Origin of the sequence: Croceibacterium segetis (assembly GCF_011320115.1) — a bacterium.
Lineage (GTDB): Bacteria > Pseudomonadota > Alphaproteobacteria > Sphingomonadales > Sphingomonadaceae > Croceibacterium_B > Croceibacterium_B segetis.
Genome location: NZ_JAANOZ010000014.1, coordinates 15864 through 29625 on the forward strand (window position 1 = coordinate 15864; position 13762 = coordinate 29625).

At 67.4% G+C, this 13762-nt stretch carries 11 protein-coding genes; all 11 read left to right on the top strand.

Going from position 1 to position 13762, the window contains the following annotated elements; genetic code table 11:
- Positions 1 to 30: 30 nt before the first annotated feature.
- The 11 genes from G7B69_RS13870 to nirD all read left to right on the top strand — a co-directional run bounded on the left by G7B69_RS13870 (position 31) and on the right by nirD (position 13761).
- A complete protein-coding gene (locus tag G7B69_RS13870) occupies positions 31 to 612 on the top strand; it encodes an ANTAR domain-containing response regulator (RefSeq protein WP_166180304.1) in 582 nt (193 codons plus the stop codon).
- Positions 609 to 1823, top strand: a complete 1215-nt coding sequence (locus G7B69_RS13875) for an ABC transporter substrate-binding protein (RefSeq protein ID WP_166180306.1) — start codon at positions 609 to 611, stop codon at positions 1821 to 1823. Before G7B69_RS13870 ends, G7B69_RS13875 begins: the two co-directional genes overlap by 4 nt.
- Positions 1824 to 2034: 211 nt before the next feature.
- On the top strand, positions 2035 to 3471 hold the full coding sequence (locus G7B69_RS13880) for a CmpA/NrtA family ABC transporter substrate-binding protein (RefSeq protein WP_166180308.1): 1437 nt from the start codon (positions 2035 to 2037) through the stop codon (positions 3469 to 3471).
- A gap of 29 nt (positions 3472 to 3500) precedes the next feature.
- A complete protein-coding gene (locus tag G7B69_RS13885; RefSeq protein WP_166180310.1) occupies positions 3501 to 4550 on the top strand; it encodes an ABC transporter permease in 1050 nt (349 codons plus the stop codon).
- Positions 4550 to 6220 (top strand): ABC transporter ATP-binding protein, encoded by a 1671-nt coding sequence (locus G7B69_RS13890; protein ID WP_243415185.1) that lies wholly within the window; start codon positions 4550 to 4552, stop codon positions 6218 to 6220. The genes G7B69_RS13885 and G7B69_RS13890 overlap by 1 nt, the downstream gene beginning before the upstream one ends.
- 155 nt (positions 6221 to 6375) lie before the next feature.
- The gene (locus G7B69_RS13895) at positions 6376 to 7590 is read left to right on the top strand and encodes an alginate export family protein (RefSeq protein ID WP_166180312.1); all 1215 of its coding nucleotides are present in this window, start codon (positions 6376 to 6378) and stop codon (positions 7588 to 7590) included.
- Between the two features lie 15 nt (positions 7591 to 7605).
- The gene (locus tag G7B69_RS13900; RefSeq protein ID WP_166180314.1) at positions 7606 to 8436 is read left to right on the top strand and encodes a formate/nitrite transporter family protein; all 831 of its coding nucleotides are present in this window, start codon (positions 7606 to 7608) and stop codon (positions 8434 to 8436) included.
- A complete protein-coding gene (locus G7B69_RS13905) occupies positions 8426 to 10264 on the top strand; it encodes a bifunctional protein-serine/threonine kinase/phosphatase (protein WP_207786029.1) in 1839 nt (612 codons plus the stop codon). The genes G7B69_RS13900 and G7B69_RS13905 overlap by 11 nt, the downstream gene beginning before the upstream one ends.
- Positions 10261 to 10704: a cyanase gene (gene cynS / locus G7B69_RS13910; protein ID WP_207786030.1), complete on the top strand. Its 444-nt coding sequence runs from the start codon at positions 10261 to 10263 to the stop codon at positions 10702 to 10704. Before G7B69_RS13905 ends, cynS begins: the two co-directional genes overlap by 4 nt.
- Before the next feature lie 217 nt (positions 10705 to 10921).
- On the top strand, positions 10922 to 13420 hold the full coding sequence (gene nirB / locus G7B69_RS13915; protein WP_166180316.1) for a nitrite reductase large subunit NirB: 2499 nt from the start codon (positions 10922 to 10924) through the stop codon (positions 13418 to 13420).
- Positions 13420 to 13761 carry a nitrite reductase small subunit NirD gene (gene nirD, locus G7B69_RS13920; protein ID WP_166180318.1) on the top strand — a complete coding sequence of 114 codons (342 nt, stop codon included), beginning with the start codon at positions 13420 to 13422 and terminating at the stop codon, positions 13759 to 13761. The genes nirB and nirD overlap by 1 nt, the downstream gene beginning before the upstream one ends.
- Position 13762: the final 1 nt, after the last annotated feature.

The following is a 13762-nucleotide window of genomic DNA, read 5'->3' on the forward strand; positions in this document are numbered from 1 at the left end:
GCTCTATGTTGCAGTGCAATATAGAGGGGTATGAGGATCGCGGTCATCGATGAAAGCGCCAGCCGCGCCTCGGTCATCCATGAAGGACTGGCGCAGCTCGACGGCTGCGAGGTCTTCGTCATCACCGAGCGCCATGGCTTGCTCGCCCGGGTCCAGGAATTCGCGCCCGACGTGGTCCTGATCGATCTCGGCAACCCATCGCGCGACGTTCTCGAGGAGTATTTCGCCGTCAGCCGCGCGCTCTCGCGCCCCATCGCGATGTTCGTCGACGAATCGGACGAAGAGACGATCGGCGCGTCGATCGACGCGGGTGTGTCGGTCTATGTGGTCGACGGGCTGGCGGCGAGCCGCATCAGGCCGGTGCTCGATCTCGCCGTCCGCCGGTTCGGGGCATTCGCCCGCCTTCAGGCCGATCTCGACGAGGCCAAGGGCAAGCTGGCCGAGCGCGAGACGATCGACGCGGCCAAGCGCATCCTGATGAACAGCCGCGGCTTGAGCGAGCCCGAGGCCTACGCCGAGTTGCGGCGCAAGGCGATGCAGTCGAGCCGCCGGATTGCCGATATCGCCGAAGCGCTGGTCACCGCGCACGACTTGATGGGGGAGGGGGAATGAGCGAGCACCTGACGATCGGATTCCTTCCGCTCGTGGATGCCTGCCTGCCGATCCTCGCGGCCGAGCACGGCTTCGCCGCCGAGGAAGGCCTCGAGCTCGCTTTCGTGCGCGACGTGAGCTGGGCGACGGTGCTCGACCGGCTGCTCTACGGCCATTCCGACGCCGCGCATCTGCTCGCGCCGCTGGCGATCGCCACGACGCTTGGCCGCGGGCGGCCGGCGCAGCCCCTCGTGGCCCCGTTCGTGCTCGGTCTGAACGGCAACGCGATCACCTTCTCTCCCGAACTCGCGCAAGCGGTCGGCGCACCACAAGGCAAGCTTGGCGATCCCCTCGCCATCGGCCAAGCCCTGGCCGTCGAGGCCAAGCGTCTCGCCGCCGTCGGGCGCAAGCTGCGCTTCGGCGTCGTCCACCGCTATTCGAGCCACAACTACATGTTGCGCTACTGGCTCGCCGCCTGCGGCATTGCGCCCGACCTCGACGTCGAGATTGTCACCGTCGCCCCGCCGTTCGTCGCCGACGCCCTCGCCAGTGGAGAGATCGACGGGAGCTGCGTCGGCGAGCCGTGGAACAGCGTCGCGGTCGAGCGCGGCGTGGGCCGGATCGTTCTCGCCACCGCGCAGATTTGGCGGCGCGGAGTCGAGAAGGTCCTCGCCCTGCGAGAAAGCCGGCTGGACGAGCGGCGCGACGCAATCGAGGCGCTGATTCGGGCGATGCGCAAGGCCGGCGCGCATTTCGTCGATCCGGCGAATTGGCAGGCCAACGCCGCCATCCTCGCCGGCCCGCGTTATCTCGACGCGAGCGCCGAGCTGATCCTGCGGGCGATCTCCGACCGCCTGGTGCTCGCGCAAGGCTCCGCCGCCATCCATTATCCCGATTTCATGTTCCAGCACCGCGAGGCGGCAAACTTTCCGTGGGTCAGCCAGGCCGAGTGGCTCTACACGCAGATGGTTCGCTGGGACGGCACGGGCTTCGAGCCGGACGAAGCGGAAAAGGCCGCGCGAGTGTTCCGCCCCGACGTCTACCGCAGCGCCCTGGCCGGCACCGGCGATCTTCTGCCCGGCGCCAGCTCCAAGGTCGAAGGCAGCCTCGACAGGACAACGGCGGTCACCGCGCAACAAGGCACGATCGTGCTCGAGCAGAACAGCTTCTTCGACGGGCGCAGCTTCGATCCCGATGATTTACCCGGGTATCTCGCGAGCTTGGCAGGCTAAATCGTGCTGCGCTGCAAAATGCGCTTTACGCACCTGCAGCAATGTGGATATTAGGCGGCGACTCGGGGGCCACCGTCCAAGGAAGGACGGGCGAACGGCCGCGGATCACTCAGCAACAGTGTGTGGCAACGGTGCCGCCCGATCAGGTCCTTCGGACCGATGTCGAGGCGGCATTTTCGCGTTGTTCGCTCACGATGGAAAGGGCGGTTGAATGCGGACGTTTGAGGAGGCCTTTCGCGGGGCCAGGTTTGCGGGCCTGATCAGCTCGGTGGCGTTGGGCCTTGTGCTCGCGGGTTGCGGCAGCAAGTCCGCTTCCGGCGACAGCGGCGGGGCGGTCGCCGCGGCCACCACGGTGGAAGGCGCGATCGAGAAGCCCAACCTCAAGCTCGGCTTCATCAAGCTGACCGACATGGCCCCGCTGGCGATCGCCAAGGAAAAGGGTTTCTTCGCCGAGGAAGGACTCAACGTCACGCTCGAGCCGCAGGCGAACTGGAAAGTCCTGCTCGACGGGGTCATCGGCGGTCAGCTCGACGGCGCGCACATGCTCGCCGGACAGCCGCTGGCGGCAACGATCGGCTACGGCACCAAGGCCGACCTCATTGCCCCGCTAAGCCTCGATCTCAACGGTAATGCGATCACGGTGTCGAACAAGGTCTGGGCCCAGATCAGCCCGTCGCTGCCGCACGAAGGCGGCAAGCCCAAGCATCCAATCTCCGCCGCCGCGCTCAAGCCGGTCGTCGCCAGCTACCGGCAGCAGGGCAAGCCGTTCAAGATGGGCATGGTGTTCCCGGTGAGCACCCACAATTACGAGTTGCGCTACTGGCTTGCCGCGGGCGGCCTCAAGCCGGGTTACTACACGCCTGGCGACGTCGGCGGCACCGTCGACGCCGACGTGCAGCTTTCGGTCACTCCGCCGCCGCAGATGCCCGCGACGCTCGAAGCCGGCACGATCGACGGGTACTGCGTCGGCGAGCCGTGGAACCAGGCGGCGGTGCAGAAGAAAATCGGCGTGCCGGTGATTACCGACGACGAGATCTGGCACGACAATCCGGAAAAGGTTCTCGGCCTGAGGAAGGACTTCGCCGAGAAGTATCCGGCGACCACCGCCGCGCTGCTGCGCGCGGTGATCAGGGCGCAGCAGTGGCTCGACGCTGATGGCGGCGCCAACCGCGCCGAAGCGGTCAAGATCCTCAGCCAGCCGAACTACGTCGGCGCCGATGCGAAGGTGATCGCCGCCTCCATGACCGGCCAGTTCACCTTCGCGCCCGGTGACACCCGCCCGGCGCCGGGTTTCAATGTCTTTTTCGACAAGTTCGCCGGCTACCCGTTCTATTCCGACGCGGTCTGGTACCTCACGCAGATGCGCCGCTGGGGGCAGATCGCCGGCGACGAGCCCGATCAGTGGTACTTCGACACCGCCAAGTCGGTCTATCGCCCCGACCTCTATCTCGCCGCCGCCAACAAGCTCGTCGCCGACGGCAAGATTCCGAAAGCCTCGGTGCCGGCGACCGACGGCTACCGCGGGCCGCAGGGCGGCTTCATCGACGGGGTCACTTACGACGGCAAGCACCCTAACGACTATCTCGGCAAGTTCAGCATCGGGCTCAAGAAGGGCCAGACCGTGACCGCCGCGGGCGTGAGCGGCTGATCGGCCCGATGAGTGACAGGAGCGTTTCCATGGCCACCGCATTCGTCGACCTCGATGAGCCCGATGAAGCCGAGGAGTTCGCTCTCCCGACTTCATCGGCCCCGGCGCCGACCAGCATGAAGGCTGCGCCCGAGCGCCGGCCGGACCGGCTGACGGGAGCGCTTGCGGCGCTGCTCAAGAGCATCGCCGCGCCGCTTGCCGGGATCGCCGCGTTCCTGGCGCTGTGGGCGATGCTCGCGCCGCAAGTCGACACCTCGCTCGGCGCCCTGCCGGGCCCGGTCGAGGTCGCCGAGCAGGGTGCCGGCCTCTACGGCGAATGGCGCGCGGCGAAGCACGACGAAAGCGTGTTCTACGAGCGGCAGGACGCCGCCAACACAGCGGCCATCGCCGCCGGCAATCCGGCCGGGGTGCGGCATTTCGAATATGCCGGCACGCCGACTTTCGTCGACCAGATACTGACCTCGCTCAAGACGGCGGCACTCGGCTTCGTGCTGGCGACGCTGGTGGCTGTGCCGATCGGCCTCGTCTGCGGGCTCTCCCCGGCGGTCAACGCGGCGATCAACCCGCTGGTCCAGATCATGAAGCCGGTCAGCCCTCTGGCCTGGCTGCCGATCGTGACGATGGTGGTTTCCGCTACCGTCACCAGCGCCGACCCGATGCTAGCCAAGAGCTTCGTCATCTCGGCGATCGTGGTCATGCTGTGTTCGCTGTGGCCGACGCTGATCAACACCGCGGTCGGCACCGCAAGCATCGACAAGGACCTGCTCAATGTCGGCCGCGTGCTCAAGCTCGGCTGGTTCGCCAAGCTCACCCGGCTCGTTCTGCCGGCCTCGCTACCGTACATCTTCACCGGCATGCGGCTATCGCTTGGGGTCGGCTGGATGGTGCTGATCGCGGCCGAGATGCTCGCCCAGAACCCCGGGCTCGGCAAGTTCGTGTGGGACGAGTTCCAGAACGGCAGCTCGCAGAGCCTCGCCCGGATCATGTTCGCCGTGGTGGTGATCGGCTTCATCGGCTTCGCGCTCGACCGGGTGATGATGGCGCTCCAGGCGTTCGTTTCGAAGAACCGGATCGCCTGATGATGCGCGCGCCGATCCTCTCGCTCGCGGGCGTGGCCAAGTCCTACGGCGGCACCGATGTGCTGGGCGGCATCGATCTCGAAGTCGGCGAGGGCGAGTTCGTCGCCATCCTCGGCTTCTCGGGCGCCGGCAAGACCACGCTGATCAACGCCATCGCCGGGCTGATCGAGCCCGACGAAGGCATGATCCTGCTGCGCGGCAAGCCGATCCAGGGCCCGGACAAGGAACGCGGCCTGGTGTTCCAGTCGTACTCGCTGTTCCCCTGGCTGACCGTGCAGCAGAACGTCGCGCTGGCGGTCGACGCGGTCCACAAGGACAAGAGCCGGGCCGAGCGGGCGGCGCTGGTCAGGCAGAAGGTTGAGCTGGTCGGCCTCGCCCATGCCATGGAGCGCAAGCCGGCGCAGCTTTCGGGCGGCATGCGCCAGCGCGTTGCGGTCGCCCGCGCCCTGGCCATGGAACCCGAGATCCTGCTGATGGACGAGCCGCTCTCGGCGCTCGACGCGCTCACCCGCGGCAAGCTGCAGGACGAGATCGAACGCATCCGCAAGGAAGAACGCCGCACGATCCTGCTCGTCACCAACGACGTCGACGAGGCGCTGCTGCTGGCCGACCGGATCGCGGTGCTAACTCCGGCGCCGGCCGCCCGGATCGGGCGGATGTTCGACGTCGATGTGGCCCGCCCGCGCGACCGCGAGGCGGTCAACGACGATCCGCGCTACCAGGCGCTGCGCAAGCGGATCGTCTCCTATCTCGGTTCGCTCAACGCCGAGAGCGGAAACGCCGGCGACAGCTCGGTCGATCTGCCCAACGTGACCCCGCTCGACCTCGCGCCTCCGCCACAGGCCTACCGCGACGCCGCGCAAAGCGCGGTCACTGCGCGCTACCTCGAGTTCTTCAAGCTCGACAAGGTCTACCCGACGCCGAAGGGCCCGCTGACCGTGGTCGAGGACTTCAACCTGCTGATGGACCGCGGCGAGTTCGTTTCGCTGATCGGCCATTCGGGCTGCGGCAAGTCCACCGTGCTGACGATGGCCGCGGGCCTCAACGAGATCAGCAAGGGCGGCATCGTCCTCGACAACCGTGAGATCACCGCCGCCGGGCCGGACAAGGCGGTGGTGTTCCAGGCTCCGAGCCTGATGCCGTGGCTGACCGCGCGCGAGAACGTCGCGCTCGGCGTCGAGCGGGTCTATCCACACGCCGCCAGGAGAGCCCGGCGTGACATCGTCGACTACTATCTCGAGCGCGTCGGCCTCGGCGAAGCCAAGGACAAGCTCGCCGCCGAGCTCTCGAACGGCATGCGCCAGCGCGTCGGCATCGCCCGCGCCTTCGCCCTCAGCCCGCGGCTGCTGCTGCTCGACGAGCCTTTCGGGATGCTCGACAGCCTGACCCGCTGGGACCTGCAGGACGTGCTGGTCGAAGTGTGGAACCGCACCAAGGTCACCGCGATCATGGTCACCCACGACGTCGACGAGGCGATCCTGCTGGCCGACCGGGTAGTGATGATGACCAACGGCCCCAACGCCACCATCGGCAAGATTCTCCAAGTGGACCTGCCGCGCCCGCGCGATCGCAAGGCGCTGCTCGATCACCCGAAGTTCTACCGCTACCGCCAGGAAGTCCTGCACTTCCTCGCCGAATACGATCACGGGCCGGCCGCAAAGGCCGCCTGACCCCTGGGAGGGGGAGCCCCGCGGCAACGACGCCGCGCGGGTTGGATGAACCAGACAGCTGGGGTTTCCCGGCAAACCGGCGGGCAACGGCGCTCGCCTCTCATGACCGGAATTCGGTCGCGGGCCTTGCACGGCCCGAACAGGGAGGTGAAGTCATGCGTTGCAAATTCAGTTTGTTGGCCGCCGCTGCCATCGCCGTTTCGGCCTCGCCCGCGCTCGCGGCGCCGGGCGATCCGATCGCGCTTTCCGACAGCGTCTCGCTCAAGCTCCTGGCCAACGCCCGGCTACGCTACGAACTCGTCGACCAGGTCAACCAGCCTGACGAGGCGGAAGCGCTCACCTTTCGCCTCCGGGCCGGGACCGAAATCAAGGCCGGCGACTTCTCGCTGCTGGCGGAAGGCGAAGGCACCGCCGAGGTGACCAGGCGATACAACGACACGCTGCCGGGCAACGGGATCGAGCCCTACCCGGTGGTCGCCGATCCCAAGAACCTCGAGCTGAACCGGCTGCAGGCATCGTACATGCACAAGGGCACCGGCGTGACGGTCGGCCGCCAGCGGATCATTCTCGACGACGCCCGCTTCGTCGGCAACGTCGGCTGGCGGCAGAACGAGCAGACGTTCGACGCGGTGCGCGGCCAGGCCAAGATCGGCCCGGTCACGCTCGACGCGACCTATTCGGACTCGCAGCGCACCGTGTTCGGCGTTCACAGCCCGAACGAGCACTTCGACGGCGACCTGGTGCTGCTCAACGGCGGGATCAAGCTGCCCGCGGCGGAGGCCAAGGCCTTCGCCTACCTCATCGACTACGACACCCGCGTCGCCTCCTCGAGCCAGACTTACGGAGTGCTCGTCACCGGCGGGATCACGATCCCCGCGGTCGGCAAGCTCAAGGTCCTCGCAAGCTATGCCCGGCAAAGCGATTACGGCGCCAATCCGGTCAGCTACAGCGCCGACTACATCAACGCGCAGCTCGGCCTCGGTCTGTTCGGCTTCGATCTGATCGGCGGCTACGAGCAGCTCGGCAGCGATGGCGGGGTCGCGGCCTTCCAGACCCCGCTGGCGACGCTCCACGCCTTCAACGGCTGGGCCGATATGTTCCTGACTACGCCCGCCAAGGGCTTGCGCGATTATTACGCCACGGTCGGACACAAGTTCGCCGTGCCCGCCCTGCCCGGGCTCACCGCCAACGTCACCTATCATCAGTTCGACAGCGATGTCGGCGGCCTCGACTACGGCTCCGAGTGGGATGCCTCGCTCGGCTCCAAGCTCGGCCCGGTTGGGCTGCTGGCGAAATACGCGAACTACCAGGCCGACGGGTTCGCGGTCGATACCGAAAAATTCTGGCTCCAAGCTGAAGTCGGCTTCTGACGAAGGAGGTTACCCATGTCCTATCTCGCGCCTAGTGAATTCGTCGCCAAGCTCGTCGACGCGGGCGAATCCAAGATCTTCATGTCGACCAAGGACACGCTGATCCGCGCCTATATGGCCGGGGCCACGCTGGCCCTGGCCGCCGCCTTCGCGGTCCAGATCAACGTCTCGACTGGGCAGCCGCTCGCCGGCGCGGTGCTGTTCCCTGTGGGCTTCTGCATCCTCTACCTGCTCGGCTACGACCTGCTCACCGGGGTCTTCGTGCTCGCCCCGCTGGCGGTGTGGGACAAGCGGCCCGGCTGCACCTGGGGCGGCGTGCTGCGCAACTGGGGGCTGGTGTTCACCGGCAACTTCGCCGGCGCGCTGACTTGCGCGCTGATGATGGCGATCTACTACACCTACGGCTTCTCGACCGAGCCGGACGCAGTCGGCACCAAGCTCGCCGGAATCGGCGTCGCGCGGACGCTCGGTTACGCCAAATACGGGTTCGCCGGCTGGATGACGATCTTCGTGCGCGGGATGCTGTGCAACTGGATGGTCTCGACCGGCGTGGTCGGGGCGACCGTCTCGACCAACGTGTCGGGCAAGGTGATCGCCATGTGGATGCCCATCATGCTGTTCTTCTACATGACCTTCGAGCACTCGATCGTGAACATGTTCCTGTTCCCGACCGCACTGATGATGCACGGCGCGTTCTCGCTCGGCGACTACTTCGTGTGGAACGAGATTCCGACCGTGCTTGGCAACATGGTCGGCGGGATCACCTTCACCGGGTTGATGCTCTATTCGACGCACTACAAGACGTCGAAGAGCCGCAAGCCGATGGACCTCAAGGTTGCCGCCTGAGGCCAACCGGGAAGCGGCCGACGGACCGGCCGCTTCCCCCCCTGCTCACCGCGGTGAACCGCCGCGGCTGGCGATTTCGCTGGGGCAGTTCTCCAGCGCGGGGCGCAAGTCCGAGAACCAGGACTTCCACGGCGCTCTCCAGCCGGAGGGCGTCGTTCGCGCGAGCAAAGGGATCGCGGTGGCGATCGCCGACGGGATCAGTACCAGCCGTTTCGGCGCCGAAGCCGCTGAAACGGCGGTCAAGAGCTTCCTCTTGGACTATTACTGCACCCCCGAAAGCTGGAGCGTCCAGGCGAGCGCCGAGCGGGTGATCGCGGCGACGAACAGCTGGCTGCACGGTCAGAACGGGCGCCCCCTCAGCGACGAGGAGCGCGAGCGCGGGATGGTCTGCACCTTCAGCGCGCTGGTCCTCAAGTCGCGCACCGCGCACCTGTTCCACATCGGCGACGCCCGCATCGCCCGGCTGAGCGGCGGCACGCTTGAGCCGCTCACCGAGGCGCACCGCGTCTCGCTCGGCGGCGGCGAGAGCTATCTCGGGCGGGCGCTGGGGGTGAATCGCCACGTCGAGATCGACCATCGCCGCCTGCCGCTGGCTCCCGGCGACCTGTTCGTGCTGACCACAGACGGCGTCCACGATCATCTCGGCGACCGCCAGTTGGCCGCCCTCGTGCTCGACTCGAACTCGCTCGACGCCGCCGCCGAGGCGGTGGCGCGCGCCGCGCTGGCGGCGGGCAGCGAGGACAACCTGACGGTCCAGCTCGTCCGCGTCGAATCGCTCCCCACGGGTGACGTGAGCGACCTGATCGGCCACGAGGCGGCGCTGCCGCCGGCGCCGCTGCTCGCGCCGGGGCAGACGTTCTCCGGCTACACCGTGCTGCGCGAGCTCCACGCCGGCAGCCGCAGCCACGTCTATCTCGCCCGCGACGAGGCCGACGGCCGCCGGGTCGCGCTCAAGGTCCTCTCGAGCGAGCACGGGCAGGACCCGGCGCAAGTCCGCGCGCTGCTGCTCGAAGAATGGGCGATGCGCCGGCTCGACCACCCGCACTTGCTCAAGGCCGCGCCGCAGCGCGGGCCGCGCAGCCACGCCTTCATTGTCAGCGAATTCCTCGAAGGGCGCACGCTGCACCAATGGCTGCTCGACAACCCGCGCCCCGATCTGGCGACGGTTCGCACGATCGTCGGCCAGATCGCTTCCGGGCTGCACGCGCTCCACCGCCGCGGGATGCTCCACCGCGACTTGCGCCCGCACAACGTGCTGATCGATGTAGACGACACCGCCCGAATCATCGATTTCGGCTCGGTCCGGGTCGAGGGCGTCGACGAGCTCGGACCGCGCGAGATCGAGGACGCGGCTTATGCCGGCACGGTGCAATACAGCGCACCCGAGCTCTATCTCGGTGAGCCGGCCAGTGTGCAGAGCGACCTCTACTCGCTGGCGGCGATCGCTTACCGGATGCTGACCCGCGCGCTGCCGTACGGCACCGGGGTCGCCTCCGCGCGCACACGCGCGGCGCAGCGCAAGCTGCGCTATGCCCCGGCGGCGGAAAGCAATCCGGCCGTTCCCGATTGGGTCGACGCAGCGCTGGCGCGCGCGCTCGCGGTCGATCCGCGGCAGCGCTACGCCGAGCTGAGCGAATTCACCTTCGACCTCGCCAATCCCAACGCCGCGCCGGTCAAGCCCGAGCCGCGTCCGCTGCTCGCGCGCGGCGCCGCCAGCGTATGGCGGGCGATTGCCGCCGCGCTGGCGCTGGCGCTGCTGGTGGCGATCCTCACCCGGCCGGACCTGCCCGGCCGCTCGCCCGCCTCGCAACAGGAGACCAAACGATGATGACCAAGGCCGATGTTACCGGAATGATCCGCGCCGCCAAGCGCGAACGCTCGCTCAGCTGGGCGGCGATCGCCGAAGCCGCCGGGCTGAGCGAGGTCTTCGTGACTTCCGCCTGCCTCGGCATGAACAGCCTCTCGTCCGACGCGGCGGGCAAAGTCGCCGCCTTGCTCGGCCTGCCCGGCGAAGCGGCGGTCGTGCTGAGCGAGTACCCGACGAAGGACTTCGCCCGCACCGTGCCGACCGACCCGTGCATCTACCGCTGGTACGAAGTGACCGGCGTCTTCGGCGAGGCCTTCAAGGAACTGGTCCAGGAAAAATTCGGCGACGGAATCATGAGCGCGATCGATTTCGACATGGCGATCGAGCGCGTTGCGCATGACAAGGGCGACCGGGTGCAGGTGGTGATGACCGGCAAGTTCCTGCCTTACAAGAGCTGGTAAACCACCGGAAAACCATGCTGCACTGCAAAAAGAGCTTGCCCGAAACGAGCCGAATCAGGTATCCAGCAGGCAAGCGCTAGGCGTGCCCGTCCACCGATGGACGAACCGGCCCCTTCGCCAACGCAGCAGTACAACGTGGCAACGGCGCCGCCAGTCTCGCCCTCGGGCATGACTTGGCGGCTTTTTTGCGTGCGTTGTCGGGAAGGAACGACGAGGAATGAACGCTCCGGCAAACTTCGCGATGTCGAAGTCCGCGTGCGAAAAGCTGGTGGTGATCGGCAACGGCATGGCCGGCTGCCGCGCGGTCGAGGAGATAATTGCCCGAGACCCGGCGCGCTACGCGGTGACGATCTTCGGCGCCGAGCCGCGAGTGAACTACAACCGCATCATGCTCTCCCCCGTCCTCGCCGGCGAGAAGAGCTTCGACGACATCGTCATCAACTCGGCCGAATGGTACGCAGCCAACGGCATCGAGCTGATCGCCGGCGACCCGGTGATCCATATCGACCGCGACCTTCGCCAGGTCGTCGCCCGCTCCGGGCGGATCGAGAGCTACGACCGGCTACTGATCGCCACCGGGTCGGACCCTTTCGTGATCCCGGTTCCGGGCAAGGACCTGCCGGGCGTGGTCACTTTCCGCGACCTCGACGACGTCGACAAGATGCTCGCCGCGGCCGAGCGCGGCGGCAGCGCGGTGGTCATCGGCGGCGGCCTGCTCGGCCTCGAAGCGGCGCACGGGCTTTCCTTGCGCGGGATGCAGGTCACCGTGATCCACCTGATGCCGACGCTGATGGAGCGCCAGCTCGACGAAGCCGCCGGCTGGCTGCTCAAGACCGAGCTCGAGCGGCGCGGACAGGCGATCCTCACCGAAGCCGACACCGAGGCGATCGTCGAGAAGGACGGCCATGTCGCCGGGGTGCGGCTGAAGGACGGCCGCGAAATTCCTGCCGACCTCGTGGTCATGGCCGTCGGCATCCGGCCGAACACGGCGCTCGCCAAGGCGGCCGGCCTCGAGTGCGAACGCGGTGTCATGGTCGACGATCACTTGGTCACTTCGGACCCGGCCGTCCTCGCCGTCGGCGAATGCGTGCAGCACCGCGGCCAGTGCTACGGGCTGGTCGCGCCCTTGTGGGAGATGTGCCGCGCGCTCGCCGATCGCCTGACCGACGCGGCGCTTGACGATTCTGGCGGCTATGAGGGTTCGGTCACCTCGACCAAGCTCAAGGTCTCCGGAATCGAGGTCTTCTCGGCAGGCGATTTCTCGGGCGGTGACGATACCGAGGACATCGTCATGCGTGACGCCGCCCGCGGGGTCTACAAGCGCGTGGTGCTGCGCGACGACAAGCTAATCGGCACGGTGCTCTACGGCGATACGGCCGACGGTTCCTGGTACTTCGACCTTCTGAAGAAGGGCGAGGATGTCTCGGACATCCGCGACGCCCTGATCTTCGGCCAGGCTTACGCGTCCGGCGGTGCGCTGGCGGACCCTAATTCGGCCGTTGCGGCGCTCTCCGACGAGGCGGAGATCTGCGGCTGCAACGGCGTTTCCAAGGGCAAGGTCATCGCGACGATCCGTGGCGGGGCCGACAGCCTCGCAGCGGTCCGCTCGCAGTGCAAGGCGAGCGCGAGTTGCGGCTCGTGCACCGGGCTCGTCGAGAGCCTGCTGACGCTGACTCTCGGCGACGATGTGCAGCGGGGTGCGACGACGCTGTGCGGCTGCACCAGCTACACCCACGAAGACGTGCGCCGGGTGATCCTCGAACGCGAGCTCAAGGCAATCCCCGAAGTGATGCAGCAGCTCCACTGGTCGACGCCCGACGGCTGCGCCTCGTGCCGCCCGGCGCTCAATTACTACCTGCTGTGCGCCTGGCCCGGCGAATACGTCGACGACCAGAAGAGCCGCTTCGTCAACGAGCGGATGCACGCCAACATCCAGAAGGACGGGACCTATTCCGTCGTCCCGCGGATGTGGGGCGGGCTGACCAACCCGCGCGAGCTGCGGGCGATCGCCGACGTGGTCGAGAAATTCAACGCGCCGATGGTCAAGGTCACCGGCGGCCAGCGGCTCGACATCTTCGGGATCAAGAAGGAAGACCTGCCGGCCGTCTGGGCCGACCTCAACGCGGCCGGGATGGTCTCGGGCCACGCCTACGGCAAATCGCTGCGCACGGTGAAGACGTGCGTCGGCAACGAATGGTGCCGCTTCGGCACCCAGGATTCGACCGGCCTCGGGGTGAAGATCGAACAGATGACCTGGGGCAGCTGGATGCCGCACAAGTTCAAGATCGCCGTCAGCGGCTGTCCGCGCAACTGCGCCGAGGCGACGATCAAGGACTTCGGCGTGGTCTGCGTCGACAGCGGCTACGAGCTGCACGTCGGCGGCAACGGCGGGATCAAGGTTCGCGTCACCGACCTGCTGTGCAAGGTGGAGACCGAGGAGCAGGCGCTCGAGCACTGCGCGGCGTTCATCCAGCTCTACCGCGAAGAGGCGCATTACCTCGAGCGGACCGCGCCGTGGATCGAGCGCGTCGGGCTGGATCACGTCAAGGCCGAGCTGTTCGACGATCCCGACGCGGTGCGGCGCCTGGCGGCCCGGTTTCGCTACTCGCAGCAGTTCATGCAGGACGATCCCTGGGCTAAGCGCGCGGCCGGAGAGCGGCCCGACCTCCATTCGCACATCGGCGAAGTCCGCCCTCTTTCCCTGGAGACTATCTGATGAGCCCCCTTTGGCTGGATATCGGTCCGGCGTCGCAGATCGAGCCCGGCAGTGCACGAACGCTGCCGGTGCTCGGCGGCGAGGAGATCGCCGTGTTCCGCACCGCGCGCGGCGAGGTCTACGCGTTGGTCAATAAGTGCCCCCACAAGCAGGGCCCGCTGAGCCAGGGCATCGTCCACGGCGACAGCGTGACCTGTCCGCTGCACAACTACCGCATCTCGCTGCGCACCGGCGAGGCGCTCGGCGACGACCAAGGCTGCACGCCGACGATACCGCTCAAGCTAGAGGCCGGGCGCATCTTCCTGCTGCGCGAGGCGGTGCTGGGGCGCCAGGCCGCCTGAG